Source organism: Occallatibacter savannae, from assembly GCF_003131205.1.
In the GTDB taxonomy this organism is placed as follows: Bacteria; Acidobacteriota; Terriglobia; order Terriglobales; family Acidobacteriaceae; genus Telmatobacter; species Telmatobacter savannae.
In genome coordinates, this window is sequence record NZ_QFFY01000001.1 from 99,364 (window position 1) to 115,679 (window position 16,316).

The following is a 16,316-nucleotide window of genomic DNA, read 5'->3' on the forward strand; positions in this document are numbered from 1 at the left end:
TGGCGCCTGGGACGGGCTTGCGGTCAGGAACTGCTCTGGAGAGGTTTGGAGATGGATTCGAGGCCTTTGCCGGCGGCTTCGATGCCGATGAAGTGTTCGCAGACGGCGCCGCAGATCATCAGGACGGCTCCGAGAGCATAGCCGAGAGCGACGTTGAGCCTGGAGTTTGTCTCGATGAGGAAGCCGAAGAGCAGTGGCGCGCCGACTCCGCCGATGAGAGTGCCGATGGCGTAGAAAATGGCGATGGCGAATGCGCGGATCTCGAGAGGGAAGATTTCGCTGACGGTGAGATAGGCCGCACTTGCGGCCGATGACGCAATGAAAAAGACGACAGAGAAGGCGATTCCCACGCCCATGGTGCCCATGGATCCGTGTGCAAAGGGAAAGACAATGGCGGCGAGGAGTGCTCCCGCAGCGCCGTAGCAGATGGTGATCATGGGCTTGCGGCCGATCTTGTCGAAGAGTCGCCCGAGGGTGACGGGCCCGAGAAAGCTGGCGATCGCGAAGGGAAGCAAGTGAATGGGCAGCTGCTCGTCTTTCACGTGGAAGAAGCGCTTGACCACGAGTCCGTACGAGAAGAAGACCGCGTTGAAAAAGAACGATTGCGAAACCATTAGAACTATGGCGAGCACGGAGCGCATGCGATTCTCGCCGACCATGTTCGCGAAGATTTCCTTAAGCGGTGTGTGATCGCGCACTTTGATTTTGAGCTTGTCGCCTTCGGGTTTGGGCAGGTGACCGGAGGTGTGTTGTTGGACGTCGCCTTCAATCTTTCCGACAATCTCGCCGGCTTTGTCCTCCTGGCCGCGAAGCATGAGCCAGCGGGGGCTTTCTGGTACGAAGAGGCGGAGGATGAGGACAATGAGCCCGAGCGAGCCGCCGATGCCGAATGCGTAACGCCAGCCCGTTTTCTGAGGGAGGAGTCCATGGAGAAGGAGCATCGCTGCGATGGAGCCGGCGGTGGCTCCGAGCCAGAAGGTTCCGTTGACGACGAGATCGACGGTGCCGCGTAGTTTGCCGGGGATGAGTTCGTCGACGGCGGAGTTGATGGCTGCGTACTCGCCGCCGATACCGACCCCGGTGAAGAAGCGGAAGAGCGAGAAGCTGAACAATCCCCAGGAAAAGCCGCTGGCGATGGTGGCGAGCGAGTAGGTGGCGAGGGTGACGAGAAAGAGCTTGCGGCGGCCGAGTCGATCGGTGAGGTAGCCGAAGAGGAGCGCGCCGAAGACGGCTCCCGCGAGGTATGTCGTAGCGGCGCCGGTGACCTCTGTGTCGGTGAGCTTGAGGCCGTTGCTGCTTTCGAGAATGCCGGAGAGGGAGCCAACGAGCGTGACTTCGAGGCCATCGAGGAGCCAGGAGGTTCCGAGCGCGGTGAGGATCCGCATGTGCCACCGCGACCACGGGAGCCGGTCGAGGCGGGCAGGGATGTCAGTTTCGACTACATCTTGTTTTTGAGAATGCGGCACAGGGGACTCCCGAGAGGCGAATCGGAACGCACAGGCCTTGGCCGCATGCGAACTACCTTGGAGGCGAGGAGAGGCGGGCGGGGTTGGATGTGCGGAGCGCGGCTGGAAGGAGAGTTCCGAAAAGGGGAATCTACCCGGAAAGTACCGTTACCTTCCACTCTCGTGGGACGCGAAGTGAGGGTGCGGCTGGGTTAAGATCGCACGAAAGAGACGAACTCTATGAGCGCTCACACTGCCACCGCCCCCTCCGCATCCGACGCCCTGCTGAAACGAATTGCCGAAGTGACGAAGTCTGACCCTTCGACCGCATCGGAGAAGCCGGAGAAGAAGGTTCCTCTTACGTGGGAGGAGGAGGAGCTTGCCTGGTATGAGCCAAAGAGGTCGGTGGCAGTGGAAGAGAAGCGGAAGGCGGATGCACGGGCGGCGTTGCTGCTGAGGCAGCTTCCGTATCAGTGGAAGGCTCTGTGCGATGTGATTACGATTCGCTGCGAGAGCGTCAACAAGAAAGCCGGGCGGGTGGTGTTGCGGCCGGCGGCCACGGAACAGAACAGCTTCGAGGTTCGGCGCGAAGACGACCAGGGCTTCTTCCTGAAGTTCGATCCGGAGAAGAAGAAGGTGAACTTCAGCGGGAAGGCGCTGGGGTTCTCGCGGGAGTATGAGCTGATCGTAGTGACACGCGAAGACGTGGATACGACGGCCTGGTTCTCATCGACAACGCTGACGACGGAGCAGACGGATGACCTGTCGAAGGCAATGATCTCGATTCTGCTGCGCTTTCAGCAGTAGGTTGTTTTCACCTTCTCTGGGCTCAAATCCCGCAGGTCCTGCCAAGACGAAGTACTTCTCCTGGGCAGAGTTCGCGCGCCCAATCGCGCCGATCAGGCAGAGCCTCGCTCAGTGGCCGAACCGGTAAAGAGCTGCAAGCTTGAACTCAAGCACAGAGTATCGCAAGTGTGTTTGCGATACCGTGAGCGCACTGTTGCCGAGATTGCCGGCTGAGTAGGCGACGGTCGGGACGAGGCGAACGGACTTTGAGACGGGGATCTCATATCCGCCGCCGGCGATCCATGACATTCCGCCGCCATTGTTGCCGGTGGGGCGATTGATCGTGTAAGAACTACGGCCAAAGCCGGCGCGTGCGAAGATCGAGTGAGTTCGCGAAGGAAGAAAATCGCCGACAGCCATCACCTGGCCTACGCTTTCGCCAACGGTGGGGTTATTCAGGTCGAAGGCCTGCAGGAGCCAGCCGTTCACTTCGAGTCCGGCCCGCACCCGGCTACCGATGCGGCGGCCCAGATCGAAGCCAAGTGCGAACGACGGGTCACGGCTGGAGGACCGCTGGTCTGACTGAAGCTTGAGCTGACCATCGCCGAGCGACATGGAAATGAACCAGTTTGGATCAGCGGAGCCGTGCCCCTCTGAGGGTGTCTGGGCAGCGGTCGGCCAAGCGGAGACAGATGCGAAAAGGACGAGGCAGATCAGCGCGGGTAGAGCTGAGGCCGAGCGGCGGAGAAGAGTGCGCTCTGCGTTACCGAGGGTTGGACCATCCATAATTCGTATTCCTTCGGAAGAATCACCTGGGGAGAACACGCAGCACGTCGAGCCCGATGAGTACCTACCAGGGTCATTGATCAGACCATCGAAGCAGTGTGGGTCCGGTTGATCGGCCTTACCGTGATGAGGAATACAGATCAGAGTGACTACACTTTCACGGATTTCGCCGCGCGTGGGGTGCCCCTTTTACCTCTTCGAGGCCAACGCCCTACAATGGGGTCTGAACCTAACGACGAGGACCCCTCAATGCCGCTCTCAGGTGAAGCAATCCGGTTGATGAATTACATCGATGATGTCGCGGTGACTCTGCGCCGCATTCTTGCCCTTGTGCCGACGCTGACCGCCGAAGAGCGCGCGCGAATTGCGGAGCATCTTGGCCAGTCCAAGCCGAACGCCGAAGATGTGATGAAGGCTCTTTCAGGCAAATAGACCGACAATGCAAGTTGCCATCATCGGAGCTGGACCTCTGGGGCGCAGGCTTGCTCTAGCGGCGGCGCGCGCCGGTTTTGAGGTGCTGCTGGAAGACGTGATGCCGTCCAATCTGCATCACGCGCAGGAGTATCTTCGGCAGGAACTGGGGCCGGCGGCTCTGCCCAGCGTGCAGTTTGTTTCGACCATCGAAGAGGCGGTGCGCGAGGCAGACCTGGCCATCGATTGTGTGCCGGACGAGTTGGAGTCGAAGCTGGAGATCTTCTGCCTGCTGGACCGAATGGCTCCGCCAAAGACGGTGCTGGTGTCCCCGATGAAGAACACGTCGATCGCGGATCTGGCCTCGTGTACCTATCGCGCGGAGAAGTGCGTGGCGGTGTTGGCCGATGCCAAGGAACTGGCGGATGCGTCGTTGAGCGGAGTCACTTTACGGACGCCGCCGCAGGCTGCGGAGGAGACGGTGAGGCTGGTGCGGGAGTTCTGGCAGGGGCTGGGGTTGGCGGTCATTTTTCAACAAGAGGTCCCAGTCCAATCATCGGCTATTCCCGGGGGAGAAGTTTAGCCGCGCGATGCTCTCCGTATTTCCTGCGGGTCTCAGTCACCTAAGATCCGCTCGTAGTACTTCACGTATTTAGGAAGAACAAGGGATGCACAGAAGCGCTTCTGCGCGTCCTTGCGGGCGGCCTCGCGCATTGCGTTGAGTTTGGACCGCTCTGTGAGAAGCGAGATGGCCCCAGCGGCCATTCCGTCGATGTCGCCCACGGGATAGAGCAGCCCGGTGACGCCGTGCTCGATGAGCTCTGGAACGCCGCCGACGAGCGTGGCGATCGCGGGGACCTTGCAAGCCATGGCTTCGAGCGCAGCGAGGCCGAAGGACTCGAGAGCGCTGGGCATGATCATCAGATCCGCGAGAGGAAGCAGCTCGTTGACGCGGTCCTGCTTGCCAAGGAAGTGAACGCGGTCGTTGATCTTGAGGTCGTGCGCGAGCCACTCGGCGGCGGAGCGGTCAGGGCCGTCGCCAACCAGGATGAGCTGCGAGGGAACTTCGTGCACTACTTGCGCGAAGACCTTGACCACGTCGACGACGCGCTTCACCGGGCGAAAGTTGGAGAGATGAATGAAGACCGCTTCGTCCGGCTGGGCGAAGCGCGAGCGGGCCAGGGCCCTTGCGCTTTCGTCCGCAATGGGCGTGTATACATCGCAGTTGACGAAGTTGGGAATCACTTCGATGGGCCGCGAGACGCCGAAGTCGTCCACGGTCTTGTCCTTCAGGTATGTGGAGATGCTGGTGACGCCGTCACTCTCCTGAATGGCGTAGCGGGTGATGGGAAGATAGCTGCGGTCAAGGCCCACGAGCGTGATATCCGTGCCGTGAAGCGTGGTCACGAAGGGAAGCTTGCGCCCGCGCGCCGCGAGCATCTGGCGGGCAAGCAGCGCGCTGACGGAGTGCGGAATCGCGTAGTGTACGTGAAGCAGATCGAGGTCGGAGAATTCCGCGACTTCAGCCATGCGCGACGCGAGGGCGAGATCGTAGGGTGGGAACTCGAAGAGCGGATAGCTGGAGACGGGAACCTCGTGATAGAAGATGCCGTCGTCGCGGCCGCTGAGCCGAAAAGGCTGTGAGTAGGAGATGAAATGGACCTCGTGCCCCGAGGCGGCGAGTTCGATGCCGAGTTCGGTGGCTACAACTCCTGAGCCGCCGTAGGTTGGATAACAGGTGATGCCGATGCGCATTGCGCCGCCTTGCAAGATGCTGTTGTTGTTGTCGTTTTGGTTAATTCGTGTCGGAGGACGTCTGTGGGATTGGACGATAAGGAGCAAAACAAAGATGCAGAAGGTGACCGATGCGCGGATCAGGTGACCGGCTGCTGCGCGGTTGGGTGGAGTCCGGCGAAGGAGACGAGTTCGAGTCCGGCATAGCCCTTGATTGCAACCAGTGCGTTGCGTTCGATCTCGCGCGACTCGAGGAGGCGCGTGTTGGCGCGGGCAAGAGCTTCATCGCGATAGCCGGGGTGGGAGACGAATTCAAATGTGCCGTCGGGCATCGAGGAGATGAGAGCGTGAACGACGGAGAGATCGAGCGTTCCGGTAGCCAGCACGCCGACTGAGCCGTCGGTGGTCACGAACCCCTCGCGTGCAACAATGCGGCGGAAGCGGCGCTCGAGGCGGCGAAGAAGCAGGACCTCGGCGCGGCGGGTGTCGGGTGCGTTGACGGTGGCGTTGATGCTCCAGAGAGGCTCGAAGGGGTTGCGGATTGCGCGTATGCCTGCGGCGCGGGCGGCCCGCAAAACAGGGCCGAGCACTCCGGGGAACATGTGCAGATGCTTGTGCGTGTCCACATGGGTGAGGCGAAGCCCGAAGCTCTGCAGCGAGGCGATCTGCGCGGCGGCTTCAGCTTCGATCTGAGATGGGCGGATGCGGCCGCTGTAGAGTCGCTTGAGAAACTCGCCGATCGTCGGGTAAAGCGCTCCCGTGTTGCTGTCGATCAGCGACGAGATGCGTGCTGGATCGGATGTGGGGGCGCCATTGACAAGGACGACATGGCAGCCGACGCCGAGGGTAGGCATGGCGAGGGCCATTTTGACGGCCTCTTCGGTGGCGGCAGCCCGCGCCATCATCGTCGCGCTGGTGAGTACCTCGGCAGCATGAAGCTCGAGGATGGCGCGGTTGACTCCGGGGGCCATCCCGAAATCATCGGCATTGACGATGAGGCGAGGCACGGGGATAGATTATCAATCCCGTGAGAAAAACGGTTTGCTATGTGGTGGATGGGGGCCGTCGCCTTGTGTCCGGGCCAGATTCACAAGGCTGTTATGATGGAGGAAGCCCCGCGTACGGGGTCCCCACCGGAGTGGGCGGCTAGCTCAGCTGGTTAGAGCGCCTGCCTTACAAGCAGGAAGTCGGGGGTTCGAGTCCCTCGCTGCCCACCAATCTATGACAAGGGTCCTTCCGGTGCGCGTCAGGATTTCGCCTGCGGGCTCAGACGCCCGCAAAAACGGCTCAAGTTCGAGTCCCTCGCTGCCCACAATCGCATCGCGCTGCTGCGCGATGCAGCTCTCAGTCATCAGTTCTCAGTCTTTAGTTCAACTTCCGACGTGCACGGGCTGCCCGCCCTGGTTCGAAGGCTGTTCGCCGGGGGGAGCTAGTTGCGTGTTTAGACCTAAACAGCGACGAATCGTATTCACGTGAGCAAAGGATGAGGCATCGAAGGTTTGCATGGAGATTAGTTATGCGGGCCTCGTTGTCAAAAGAGTTTGGAAATAGAGTAAAGAACGTTCTGGAGAATGTTGAAAAGAGATCGGGAGTGGCGTCGGACGATCCGGACTTTGTGGCGCTCAGGTGTTTGCTGAAAAGGCGAGTACGGGAGATGGCGAACGCAAAACACGGCGAGAGGCCGATCGTGCGCGACTGGACACGAGGGCGGCTGCACAGGCGGGCCTCGATCTAAACCGGCACCAGCCCCAGGGCCATTGCAGCTAGAGATCAGCGGGAGTGAGTGCCTGTGAGCAGCGGACGCGCGGGTGAATTGATGGCAACGCGAGCAGGGGGAAGTGGTCGGGACGCATCTTCCTCGCGAGTGGCGATGACGCCGTCGTAAAACGGCGAGCAAGAGCCCTTTTCAGGGCAAGCGATCCAGCGGTCGGCGAGCTTGTGTACCGTGAAGCCGAAGATCTCGATTGCAACATCACCCTGGCTGCAGTAAGGACAAATCATCTCGCGCCTCCGCGTGTGAGGCCTAAGATTGGTGGAAAAGGTTTGTACCTTCAACTGGGGAGATTCCCGGGTACGTATCCGTTCTCTGTTGAAAACGCCTCCGGGACCCGACACGATCAGGCTCGAGTCGCACTGACCAGAAAATAGGCGAGGGGGCCGACGGGGAACCCTACCAACGGGAGCAGCACTGGCGCGAGAACGTTGTTCCACCGCGCCTGGGTCATCTTGCGTGGACCGAACAGGACGTCCGTCAGCAGGAACTTCATCGTGACGAACGGTACGTGGAACACAGAAGGGCTGACGCCGGCCTGCATGCGTTCAACAGTGATGTCGCGAAATCCGGCATTGCGCAGCTCCTCGGCAAAGGCCCGAATGTCGCCGAGCGTCTCGATCACCCAGCACTCGCAGAGCTTGCGGAATATGGCGCGCTGCGGTCCGCGGAACCTGCCCTGACTGATGAAGCCATCGGCAACAACAAGGCGGCCTCCGGGACGAAGCAGCCGATGAGCTTCGCGAATGAGACGCGACTTGCCGGAACCTGTTCCGTAGCAACTGCTCTCAAGCGCATAGACTGCGTCGTAGTTCATTGATGGATAGCCGGTGTCTTCGTAGTTGGCAAGCGCAAGGCGGATGTGCGAGGTCCCGGCAGCGGATTGGTTGAGCCGGCGGCCCTGCTCGAGTTGCCAGGGAACGAGAGTGATGCCGTGCAGCTCCGCGTTGGGTAGCTTGCGCGCAATCGTGCGGAGCGTCGCCCCGAGCCCGCATCCCATATCGAGAACCCGCGGAGCGCCGCCCGATGAGATGCGAAGGCGGTCCAGAACCTCGCAGTTCATCTGCTCCAGCATTGCTTCTCGGTCGAAGGGATTCATGCCTGAACGGTAGTAGCCGAAGTGCATGTTGAACCCTGGGCTCCAGGCGGCGTAGTCGGGACCGGCCTCCTCGTAGTAGCGCTGGAATCTCTCTTCTGAGAGAGATGAAGCGAGCGTCGCGGCTGTAATGGTCTGCGCCATCAGTCGAGTCTCCGGCGGCGGGCTTTGGGCAGCATGCGCGTGATGCCGCTGCCAATGCTGATGATGGAGTGCAGCGTGGCGGGAGGGAGCTTCTTCACCTGCGCGTACCAGCCGTGCAGTTCCTCGAGGAAGAGGTGCATCGCGTTGATGCGGGCGGCCACGATGGGCTGTGCAGGGCGCTCGGTGCGAGCCTCGTTGACCAGCCGCTGCAGCATGGTCATGGTGGGGAGAATCTCCCGCTCAACGCGTTGCTCGACCACCGTCAGAAAAAGTGTCCACACATCGGAGGACGTGCGGAAGTAGTCGCGGCGGTCGCCCATACGGCTCTCGATCTGCACCAGGTCCCAGTTCTGCAGTTCCTTGAGGCTGGTGCTGACGTTGGAGCGCGCCACCGAGAGCGCGTCGGAAATGTCTTCGGCAGTGAGGGGTTCGGGCGAGAGATAGAGCAGCGCGTGGACCTGGGCGACGGTTCGGTTGACCCCCCAGCGGGTGCCCATTTCGCCCCAGTGGAGAATGAATTCCTGCATGGAGTTGCTGAGCGTCATGCGTCCAGTATAACAGATATTTCTGTAAGGACAGAAATATCAGAATTAATCAGCAGGTCGCTCATGACGGAACCGGCACTGGGTAAATCAGGGCCAGGCGGTCAACGAGAGATGTGGTCGTTTCGTGCGTATTTCTTCGTGAGTTTACGGACGAGAAGGAAGCCGGCCGCGGCAAACGACAGGAAGAAGGCGATGACGATGAATGGGAGGGCATCTTCGCCGGTGGAGTGTCCCTGGAGATTCTGAGGGAAGATCAAAGGCCAGAAGATGAAGACGATTTCAGTCCCGACGAGTGAGGTGATGAGCCCGGCGAGGACGCAGAGAAGATTCCGCCAGAATCTGCTCATGAGGGCAGCTCCGTTTCGAAGAAGTTACCGGAGCATATCACATACAAATCCCAAAGCTGGATCTACCGAAGAAGCTGAAGGCCGGATCATAGGCAGCCCGCGTGGTCTGCTCAGATCCGGCCTTTTGACGACTTCGATTGTTGATCAGTTCCATGCCGTCAGGACATGATGACTTTAGGCACGCGCTCTTCCGTTGATGGGAGCTTTGGGAATTCGGCGTGGGGCTCGGTCTGGTACCAGTAGCCGACCGAGTAGAAATTGTCGGCGCGGTCGTTGCCATGGCCGTGCTCGATGGTGACCTTGATCGACTTCTCGAAGGTGATGAAGCTTTCGGTGTGCCAGCGGTACAGGCAGTAGCGTCCACCGACGCGCTCTGCATCGACAATGAACGGCGCGCCCTGGCGCTGGTTGGCAAAGGCATTGCCGCGGAAGTCCCATGCACCGTTGTAGTAGTCCTCGGTACCGGTGCCGTTGATGACAGGCTGCTGCTCGCCGTCGATGAAGATCATGTCGTCGCCTTCTCCAAACCATCCGTCGGCGTTCTGCAGAACACCCTGCGTAACGCCGACAAAGTGGCCGCGACCCGTAGCCTCGAAGAAGACGTAGTTGTCGGCGCCGCTGAGATTCTTGCCGCTGGTGTCGGAGGATTTTTTGCACGGCGCAGACTGGCGGTACTGGGCGTGGAAGCGGCCGAGGTTGGGCGGCAGCGCGGAAACGGTGGTGTAGTCGATGGCGAAATAGAGATTGTTGGTGCGAACTTTTCCTTCGTTGGTAAGTGTGATGCGGGCAGCGGAATCAAAGGGCATCTGAAAGTAGCTGTTGAGAGCCTTCATGGGTGCCACAGCAAGCAGCGCAGACTGGTAGGTGAAGTATTCGCCGAGCATCAGGCCGAAGAAGTCGCCAATGGGAGCCTCGATCGAGGGGCTGGATTCGCCGTCCCACCAGGCGCGCAGGACGAGGTTCTTGAGATGCATTTTGTCATCAGAGTTGATGGTGAACCAGATGTGCGTGATGACGCCCGGTCCTTTGATGTCGAGAAGTGTGGCGGAGGCGCCGGGCTCAACAGCAACCCAGTCATCGTTGCCGCCTGTGCGATCCCAGCTCGAGGAGCGGTGGCATTTGTAGTCGCGCAGGCGAGCCATGGCGAAGAGCGCGTCGGGAGCTGCCGGCGGTCCAACGGGAGCGGCCGGTTCTGCGACTTTCTTTTTGCTCTGGGCGGAAGCAATGGGATCGACGCCGAGCAGAGCGCCCGCGGCGGCGAGGGTGCCGATTACTTTGCGGCGAGTCGGAGCGGCGGTCGATTCGATTGCGGACGGGAGTGGTTCAGAGAATTCAGTCGGATTCGTGGGAGGCATGACAGCTCCTTGGGTTTCAGCGATTCATAAAGCGCTTCGCGAAGACGATTCAATATAGCAGGGCACAAGGCAGTGCTCATTTTTCCGGCGTCCTTTGTTTTGTGCGTGAGGCAAGAGATGTCTCAATGGCTTGTTGCCACTCATAGGCCGCGGACTTATCGCCCACCGTGAGCCTCGTGACATGTTCGTTGCCTTCGACGGTGAGGGCAGTGCGCGTATAGAGGACGTGGACCCGAGTGGAATTGGCCGCCGTTGAGATGAAGCGGACATCGATCGTCGTGACCATGACCCCCGGCATGAAGTAGGCGTAGATGAAGTGACGGCCTTCGAGATCGTAGAGCGTGTTGACCCACGTGGCGGTCACCGGGCCGTGCTGGACAGTGAAGACAGCGCCCTGTTCATCATGGGCGGGCTGCGGATATACGAAGTGCGGATCCCAGTGCGGACCGGCCCAGGCGCGTTCGCCTTCCGGGCCGAAGAGAGGTGCGGTTTCGGCGTAGGGCAGAGGAACGGTGATGTCGAATGCGGTCTGCGTGTGCAGGAGCTGGCTGGCTGGAGCGGGAGACTGCGCGAGCGCAGAAGCGCCGAGAGCGGCGGCGATGACCAGTGCGGGCTTCATCGTTTGCGCTCCTTGAGGTGATGGCTGTCCGAGGCCTTCAGTGTCATGCCGTAGAGGGTTTTGAACTGCTCGATTTCCTTGAGCGTTTGCGGCGAGAACGGCGCTTTGCCTTCAAAGGCGTGGAGAACGATGCCCTCGAGCAGGTCGCCGAGGGTCATATCCTTCTGTTCGGCGATGGCTTTAAGGACCTTGAGCATGCGTTTTTCAAGCCGAACGCCGGTCTGCACGCGTTCGACTTCGACGAGAGGGTGGTCTTGCTTTTCCGCTGTCATGTGTACCAAGGTACCAAAATACCAAGATAGCTGCAAGTTTTTGAATTTATGCCGGGCCTGTTTTCACGAAATGCGATGGATCACGGTCTGTCACTCGCCAATCGTGGTGGGGCCTGTTATGGTCGATTTGGCAGAAGAAATGAACCCACCCTAGGAATGCACCGAGCGCATGTGGAGACGCTGGCGAAACCGGATACTGCTGTTTGCGGCCATTCTTGGCCCCGGATTTATTACAGCCAACGTCGATAACGACTCGGGCGGAATCCTCACCTACTCCCAGGCAGGCGCGCAGTACGGCTACACGCTGCTCTGGACGATGCTTCCCATCACTGTTGCGCTGATCGTGGTGCAGGAGATGTGCGCCCGGATGGGCGTTGTGACGGGCAAGGGACTCAGCGATCTGATCCGCGAAGAGTTCGGGCTTCGGCTTACGTTTGTGCTCATGATCCTGCTGGTCGTGGTGAACTACACGAACGTCGTGACGGAGTTCATCGGCATAACGGGGTCGCTCCATCTCTTTCACGTGACGAAATTCGCCAGCGTGCCCATTTGCGCCGCGCTTGTCTGGCTCATGGTGGTGAAAGGGAATTACAAGAGCACCGAAAAGATCTTCCTGGTTGCGTCGGTCGTTTACATCGCCTACATCTTCGCCGGCGTCCTCAGCCAGCCCAGCTGGCACGATGCGCTGCTGGCCACCATTCAACTGCCCGCGAAATCTGTCTGGAGCAATGGCGACTATATCTACACGGCGATTGCCATCGTAGGCACGACGATCGCGCCGTGGATGCAGTTCTACCTGCAGTCGTCGGTGGTGGAGAAGGGGATCCGGGTCAAGGATTATCCCGCGTCGCGGCTTGACGTCATTGTCGGCAGCTTCTTCACGGACATCGTGGCGTGGTTCATCGTGGTGGCTTGCGCGGCGACACTGTTCGTGCACGGAATGGGCGCGATTACGGTGGCCTCGGATGCGGCCGAGGCGATGAAGCCGCTGGCGGGGGACTACGCGTTCCTTCTATTCGCGTTCGGCCTGTTCAATGCGTCCGTGTTTGCGGCGTCGATCCTGCCGCTCTCAACGGCCTACACGGTATGCGAGGGCCTGGGTTTCGAGTCGGGCGTGGACAAGAGCTTCAAAGAGGCTCCGTTCTTCTATTGGCTCTACACCGGGCTGGTCGTGGGCGGCGCGGTAACGGTGCTGCTGCTGCCCGATTCCAAACTGATCAAATTCGCAATCTACTCGCAGGTGCTGAACGGAGTCCTGCTTCCGGTTGTGATCATCCTGATGCTTCTGCTCATCAATCGCAAGGATCTGATGGGAGAGCATCGGAACTCGACGCTGTGGAACGTGATTGCGTGGGGCACCAGCATCATCGTGATAGGCATGACCGGAGCCATGCTGGTCATGCCGCACAGCTGATTCGACAGCTGCACGGGACTGGATGCGAGATCGGAGTGAGCTGATGACAACGGTTCTGGTGACGGGCGGATCTGGGTTCATTGCAAGCCACACGATGCTGCAGCTGCTGGCTGCGGGGTACAGGGTGCGCACGACGGTGCGGAACCTGAGCCGCGAGGCGGATGTACGAGCGATGCTGCGGAACGGCGGAGCGGAGCCGGGCGAGCAGCTCTCGTTTGTGGCTGCGGACCTGATGAGTGATACGGGCTGGCCGGCGGCGGTTGCGGGTTGCGAGTATGTGCTGCACATCGCCTCGCCGTTTCCATCGCAGATTCCCAAAGACGAGAACGAGCTGATCGTTCCGGCGCGCGAGGGAGCGTTGCGGGTGTTGCGCGCATCGCGCGATGCGGGCGTCAAGCGGGTGGTGCTGACGTCCTCATTCGCAGCAATTGGATACGGACATCCGGAGCGGCAGGAAGTCTTCACCGAGAAGGACTGGACCATTCCGAACGGTGCGGACGTGATGCCTTATACCAAGTCCAAGACACTGGCCGAGCGGGCCGCCTGGGACTTTATTGATCGCGAAGGCGCGGGCCTGGAACTGGCCGCGGTGAATCCGGTGGGCGTCTTCGGGCCGGTGCTGGGGCCCGACTATGCGACTTCCATCATGCTGGTCGAGAAGATGCTGAATGGCGCGCTGCCGGGCGTGCCGCGGATGAGCTTCGGCGTGGTGGATGTGCGGGACGTTGCGGATCTGCATCTGCGCGCGATGACGGATCCCGCGGCGAAGAGCGAGCGATTCCTTGCCGTAGCCGGCGACTTCATGTGGCTGATCGAGATTGCCTGCGCGCTGAAGGAGCGCATGGGCGAGCACGCGCGACGAGTTCCGACGCGGCAGCTGCCCGACTGGATGGTGCGGCTTGCGCGCTTCAAAGATCCGGCGGTGAAGCAAATCATTCCGGAACTGGGCAAATGGAAGAACGCAACGAGCGAGAAGGCACAACGCGTGCTGGGCTGGAAACCGAGGTCGCGAGAGGACAGCGTGGTGGCGACGGGAGAGAGCCTGGTGAAGTTGGGGCTGGTGAAGAGATCGTGAGTAGCGCAAAGTGAGCAGTGAGTAAAAACCAAGCGAGATAGGGATTTCCGCAGTCCCTCAGGCTGCGCACAGCTTGGACTAAATCTAGAGCAGCTTGCCGGCGGCGAGGTCCTTGATCAGGCCGCGGTCGGCGGCCAGGAAGTCGTACTCGGGGAGTTCTTCGAGCCTGACCCACTTGAGCTGGTGGAAGATCTTGTTCTCGAGTTCGCCTTCGAAAGAGGTGATCGCGTAGAACTGGAGATCGACTGCGCCGCCGTGTCGGTAGTTGTGGCGGATGTGCGTGACGTGGGGACCGATCGTCGCGCGAATTCCGAGCTCTTCATTCAGTTCGCGGGAGAGGGCCTGTTCGGGGCTTTCGCCCTGCTCGATCTTGCCCCCCGGAAACTCCCACTGCAGCGCCATCGGCTGGTCTGGGCGGCGCTGGCAGATGAGGATAAGGCCATCGCGCACGAGCAACCCGGCGACGACGAAGCGGAGGGCGGGGCCCGCAGGACGCGACTTGGGGATGGGCTGCGGGTCTTCCACGCCTCTAGTGTAAATGCTGCGTTACCTGGGCGATGTGACCAGGACAACAGATCGCGCCGGCAACAGCTGCTTCGACCGGAGCGGATCGTTTACTCGCCGGCGACCGGAGCGGGCGCGTCTACGATCTCACTTGGCCGGAAGTAGCCCCACCCGCGTTTCGCGCATTCTTCCAGCAAACCGAGCGACGGATTCACCGGGTAGGCGTGCGCGGCAATTTCGAGCATGGCGAGGTCGTGCAGGGAGTTGCCAAAGACGGCATCGGGATGCGGCAGACCCGCGCGACGGAGAGCCGCGGCCTTGGCTGGACCGGTGGGGACATCGACGAGTTCGCTGGTGATGATGCCGTCGGCGACTCTGACTTCAGCGGCAAGAATGCGGTCTTCGGGGATGCCGAACTCGCGAACGCCCGCAGAAATCACCCATTTGTTGGTGGAACTGACGGCCCAGAGCTCGACGCTGGCGCCGCGGAGCTTTTCGACGAGCGCTGCAACTTCAGCAAAGATGCGCGGACGAACAAACTGGTTGAAGTAGCGTTCGGCGGCGGAGCGGAGTTCCTGCTCGTGGAGGCCCGCGTACATCTGAACCATGTCGCCGCAGATCTGGACTTCACTGACCGTTCCCGCAACGTAAGCGCGATAGCGGGTGTCCATCCAGTCGGATGTGGAGCGGGAGACCAGGCCCTGGTCGATGGTCCAGACCATGAAGCCGTTGCCGGAGTCGCCACCCCAGAGAGTGCCGTCGCAGTCGAAAATGGCGACCTTGGGGGCGGATTGCAAGACGAGATGATGAAGTTGTTCAGCGGTCCAGCGGGTGAGTTCGAGTTGCGTGGCAGACAAGCGAATCTGATCCTTTGTTGAAAGTGTCCAACTCTATTGTCGTCGATCACAGGGGGCTGGCGCACGGGCCGCTAGAATGAAGGGTTATCTCTGGAGTTATGGAACGATATGAATTCGTTGTTAAAGTGCGTTGTTTTTCTGTCGTTTGTGGGCTTCACGGTTGGAGCGCAGGCGCAGTTTTCCAGCCCGGCCTCGGCGCCGCTAAGCGCCAGCACCGTTCCGCAGGCGCAGCAGATGCAGCCTGCTGAGTTGGTGACGCTGCTGAAGACGGATGGCGCGGAGCGGCCAGTGGTGCTGCAGGTGGGTTCGCGAGTCATGTTCCAGCAGGCGCATATTCCGGGCTCGAAATTTGCCGGGCCGGGATCGCAGCCGAGCGGGCTGGCGCTGTTGAAGAAGGTCACCGGGCCCATAAAGAAGGATCAGCTGATCGTGATCTATTGCGGCTGCTGCCCGTGGGGAAGGTGCCCGAACATCGGCCCCGCATACAAGCAGTTGCACGATCTGGGGTTCACGAATGTGAAGGCGCTTTACCTGGCGAACAACTTCGGGGACGACTGGGCGAGCAAGGGCTACCCAACAGACCGCGGGGAGTAGGTTCACGGAACGATGCGGCGCCTTGCGGCATTGCTGGTATGCGGGATGATGGGTGGGTTGTGTGCGGGATCGGCGCAGCCGGCGACGGATCTGGTGCACAAGCCGGCTCCGCAATTCGTGCGGACGGGTCTGACCGGGAAGCAGGTCGACCTCAAAAGTTATCGAGGCAAGGTGGTTCTGCTCAACTTCTGGGCCACGTGGTGCGCGCCGTGCCAGGTGGAGTTGCCCCGATTCGAAGCGTGGCAGAAGAAGTATGGTCCGAAAGGGCTGCAGGTGCTTGCCGTTTCCATGGACGACGGAGATGCGCCGGTAAAGAGGACGGTGCGCAGGCTGCATTTGACCTACCCGGTTCTATTGGGAGACGCGAAACTCGGCGATGCTTACGGCGGAGTACTGGGATTGCCGATCACGTTCTTGATCGATCGCAAGGGAACCATTGTGGCGAAGATCAAAGGCGAGGCGGATCTCAAGCAACTGGAGTCGCGGGTGAAGGCACTTCTCGACGAGTCACCCGAAACGCGTTGACGAACTTGATGCCTTGATGAACGAGGTTCAACGAGT

20 protein-coding genes and 1 tRNA gene are annotated in these 16,316 nt (G+C 60.5%); 8 read left to right on the forward strand and 13 right to left on the reverse strand.

Annotation, left to right across the window (positions count from 1 at the left end):
- Positions 1–23: 23 nt before the first annotated feature.
- The gene (locus DHV10_RS00440) at positions 24–1,466 is read right to left on the reverse strand and encodes an MFS transporter (protein ID WP_239461229.1); all 1,443 of its coding nucleotides are present in this window, start codon (positions 1,464–1,466) and stop codon (positions 24–26) included.
- A gap of 219 nt (positions 1,467–1,685) precedes the next feature.
- Between DHV10_RS00440 and DHV10_RS00445 the strand changes: the two genes are divergently transcribed.
- Positions 1,686–2,252, forward strand: a complete 567-nt coding sequence (locus DHV10_RS00445) for a hypothetical protein (protein ID WP_109484361.1) — start codon at positions 1,686–1,688, stop codon at positions 2,250–2,252.
- Between the two features lie 108 nt (positions 2,253–2,360).
- Here the strand turns inward: DHV10_RS00445 and DHV10_RS00450 are convergent, their stop codons facing one another.
- Complete coding sequence (locus DHV10_RS00450) at positions 2,361–3,017, reverse strand: hypothetical protein (protein WP_109484362.1); 657 nt, start codon at positions 3,015–3,017, stop codon at positions 2,361–2,363.
- A 249-nt stretch (positions 3,018–3,266) separates the two neighbouring features.
- On the opposite strand from DHV10_RS00450, the gene DHV10_RS00455 reads away from it, so the two are divergent.
- Positions 3,267–3,449, forward strand: coding sequence for a hypothetical protein (locus DHV10_RS00455; protein WP_109484363.1), 183 nt, complete (start codon positions 3,267–3,269; stop codon positions 3,447–3,449).
- A 7-nt stretch (positions 3,450–3,456) separates the two neighbouring features.
- A complete protein-coding gene (locus DHV10_RS00460; protein ID WP_109484364.1) occupies positions 3,457–4,011 on the forward strand; it encodes a 3-hydroxyacyl-CoA dehydrogenase NAD-binding domain-containing protein in 555 nt (184 codons plus the stop codon).
- Positions 4,012–4,043: 32 nt separating this feature from the next.
- Here the strand turns inward: DHV10_RS00460 and bshA are convergent, their stop codons facing one another.
- Complete coding sequence (gene bshA / locus DHV10_RS00465; RefSeq protein WP_109484365.1) at positions 4,044–5,183, reverse strand: N-acetyl-alpha-D-glucosaminyl L-malate synthase BshA; 1,140 nt, start codon at positions 5,181–5,183, stop codon at positions 4,044–4,046.
- Positions 5,184–5,302: 119 nt separating this feature from the next.
- Positions 5,303–6,169 carry a ChbG/HpnK family deacetylase gene (locus DHV10_RS00470; protein WP_239461230.1) on the reverse strand — a complete coding sequence of 289 codons (867 nt, stop codon included), beginning with the start codon at positions 6,167–6,169 and terminating at the stop codon, positions 5,303–5,305.
- A gap of 133 nt (positions 6,170–6,302) precedes the next feature.
- Here DHV10_RS00470 and DHV10_RS00475 point away from each other — a divergent pair.
- Positions 6,303–6,379 (forward strand) — tRNA-Val (locus tag DHV10_RS00475).
- Positions 6,380–6,932: 553 nt separating this feature from the next.
- Here DHV10_RS00475 and DHV10_RS00485 read toward each other — a convergent pair.
- The 7 genes from DHV10_RS00485 to DHV10_RS00515 form a co-directional block, all read right to left on the reverse strand.
- Positions 6,933–7,163, reverse strand: a complete 231-nt coding sequence (locus tag DHV10_RS00485; protein WP_109484368.1) for a hypothetical protein — start codon at positions 7,161–7,163, stop codon at positions 6,933–6,935.
- 116 nt (positions 7,164–7,279) lie between these two features.
- A complete protein-coding gene (locus tag DHV10_RS00490; protein WP_109484369.1) occupies positions 7,280–8,173 on the reverse strand; it encodes an SAM-dependent methyltransferase in 894 nt (297 codons plus the stop codon).
- Positions 8,173–8,718: a GbsR/MarR family transcriptional regulator gene (locus DHV10_RS00495; protein WP_109484370.1), complete on the reverse strand. Its 546-nt coding sequence runs from the start codon at positions 8,716–8,718 to the stop codon at positions 8,173–8,175. Before DHV10_RS00495 ends, DHV10_RS00490 begins: the two co-directional genes overlap by 1 nt.
- A 101-nt stretch (positions 8,719–8,819) precedes the next feature.
- The gene (locus DHV10_RS00500; protein WP_109484371.1) at positions 8,820–9,065 is read right to left on the reverse strand and encodes a hypothetical protein; all 246 of its coding nucleotides are present in this window, start codon (positions 9,063–9,065) and stop codon (positions 8,820–8,822) included.
- Between the two features lie 158 nt (positions 9,066–9,223).
- A complete protein-coding gene (locus tag DHV10_RS00505; protein ID WP_109484372.1) occupies positions 9,224–10,420 on the reverse strand; it encodes a glycoside hydrolase family 172 protein in 1,197 nt (398 codons plus the stop codon).
- A gap of 76 nt (positions 10,421–10,496) precedes the next feature.
- Positions 10,497–11,039 (reverse strand): hypothetical protein, encoded by a 543-nt coding sequence (locus DHV10_RS00510; RefSeq protein ID WP_109484373.1) that lies wholly within the window; start codon positions 11,037–11,039, stop codon positions 10,497–10,499.
- A complete protein-coding gene (locus DHV10_RS00515; protein ID WP_109484374.1) occupies positions 11,036–11,311 on the reverse strand; it encodes a ribbon-helix-helix domain-containing protein in 276 nt (91 codons plus the stop codon). Before DHV10_RS00515 ends, DHV10_RS00510 begins: the two co-directional genes overlap by 4 nt.
- Positions 11,312–11,480: 169 nt before the next feature.
- Between DHV10_RS00515 and DHV10_RS00520 the strand changes: the two genes are divergently transcribed.
- Entirely contained in the window at positions 11,481–12,725 is a 1,245-nt protein-coding gene (locus tag DHV10_RS00520; protein ID WP_109484375.1) for an Nramp family divalent metal transporter, read from the forward strand.
- A gap of 43 nt (positions 12,726–12,768) precedes the next feature.
- The gene (locus DHV10_RS00525; RefSeq protein WP_109484376.1) at positions 12,769–13,800 is read left to right on the forward strand and encodes an SDR family oxidoreductase; all 1,032 of its coding nucleotides are present in this window, start codon (positions 12,769–12,771) and stop codon (positions 13,798–13,800) included.
- Positions 13,801–13,884: 84 nt separating this feature from the next.
- Here the strand turns inward: DHV10_RS00525 and DHV10_RS00530 are convergent, their stop codons facing one another.
- Complete coding sequence (locus DHV10_RS00530; RefSeq protein ID WP_109484377.1) at positions 13,885–14,325, reverse strand: (deoxy)nucleoside triphosphate pyrophosphohydrolase; 441 nt, start codon at positions 14,323–14,325, stop codon at positions 13,885–13,887.
- 89 nt (positions 14,326–14,414) lie between these two features.
- Entirely contained in the window at positions 14,415–15,161 is a 747-nt protein-coding gene (locus DHV10_RS00535) for an HAD family hydrolase (protein ID WP_239461231.1), read from the reverse strand.
- Positions 15,162–15,269: 108 nt separating this feature from the next.
- Here DHV10_RS00535 and DHV10_RS00540 point away from each other — a divergent pair, with 108 nt between their 5' ends.
- Positions 15,270–15,755, forward strand: a complete 486-nt coding sequence (locus tag DHV10_RS00540; protein WP_109484378.1) for a rhodanese-like domain-containing protein — start codon at positions 15,270–15,272, stop codon at positions 15,753–15,755.
- A gap of 12 nt (positions 15,756–15,767) precedes the next feature.
- The gene (locus DHV10_RS00545; protein ID WP_109484379.1) at positions 15,768–16,280 is read left to right on the forward strand and encodes a TlpA family protein disulfide reductase; all 513 of its coding nucleotides are present in this window, start codon (positions 15,768–15,770) and stop codon (positions 16,278–16,280) included.
- Positions 16,281–16,316: the final 36 nt, after the last annotated feature.

Excerpts from the sequence above, each read along its gene's own strand:
- DHV10_RS00445 (WP_109484361.1), top strand. The coding sequence starts at position 1,686 with ATGAGCGCTCACACTGCCACCGCCCCCTCCGCATCCGACGCCCTGCTG.
- DHV10_RS00450 (WP_109484362.1), bottom strand. The coding sequence starts at position 3,017 with ATGGATGGTCCAACCCTCGGTAACGCAGAGCGCACTCTTCTCCGCCGC.
- DHV10_RS00455 (WP_109484363.1), top strand. The coding sequence starts at position 3,267 with ATGCCGCTCTCAGGTGAAGCAATCCGGTTGATGAATTACATCGATGAT.
- DHV10_RS00460 (WP_109484364.1), top strand. The coding sequence starts at position 3,457 with ATGCAAGTTGCCATCATCGGAGCTGGACCTCTGGGGCGCAGGCTTGCT.
- bshA (WP_109484365.1), bottom strand. The coding sequence starts at position 5,183 with ATGCGCATCGGCATCACCTGTTATCCAACCTACGGCGGCTCAGGAGTT.
- DHV10_RS00485 (WP_109484368.1), bottom strand. The coding sequence starts at position 7,163 with ATGATTTGTCCTTACTGCAGCCAGGGTGATGTTGCAATCGAGATCTTC.
- DHV10_RS00490 (WP_109484369.1), bottom strand. The coding sequence starts at position 8,173 with ATGGCGCAGACCATTACAGCCGCGACGCTCGCTTCATCTCTCTCAGAA.
- DHV10_RS00495 (WP_109484370.1), bottom strand. The coding sequence starts at position 8,718 with ATGACGCTCAGCAACTCCATGCAGGAATTCATTCTCCACTGGGGCGAA.
- DHV10_RS00500 (WP_109484371.1), bottom strand. The coding sequence starts at position 9,065 with ATGAGCAGATTCTGGCGGAATCTTCTCTGCGTCCTCGCCGGGCTCATC.
- DHV10_RS00505 (WP_109484372.1), bottom strand. The coding sequence starts at position 10,420 with ATGCCTCCCACGAATCCGACTGAATTCTCTGAACCACTCCCGTCCGCA.
- DHV10_RS00510 (WP_109484373.1), bottom strand. The coding sequence starts at position 11,039 with ATGAAGCCCGCACTGGTCATCGCCGCCGCTCTCGGCGCTTCTGCGCTC.
- DHV10_RS00515 (WP_109484374.1), bottom strand. The coding sequence starts at position 11,311 with ATGACAGCGGAAAAGCAAGACCACCCTCTCGTCGAAGTCGAACGCGTG.
- DHV10_RS00520 (WP_109484375.1), top strand. The coding sequence starts at position 11,481 with ATGTGGAGACGCTGGCGAAACCGGATACTGCTGTTTGCGGCCATTCTT.
- DHV10_RS00525 (WP_109484376.1), top strand. The coding sequence starts at position 12,769 with ATGACAACGGTTCTGGTGACGGGCGGATCTGGGTTCATTGCAAGCCAC.
- DHV10_RS00540 (WP_109484378.1), top strand. The coding sequence starts at position 15,270 with ATGAATTCGTTGTTAAAGTGCGTTGTTTTTCTGTCGTTTGTGGGCTTC.
- DHV10_RS00545 (WP_109484379.1), top strand. The coding sequence starts at position 15,768 with ATGCGGCGCCTTGCGGCATTGCTGGTATGCGGGATGATGGGTGGGTTG.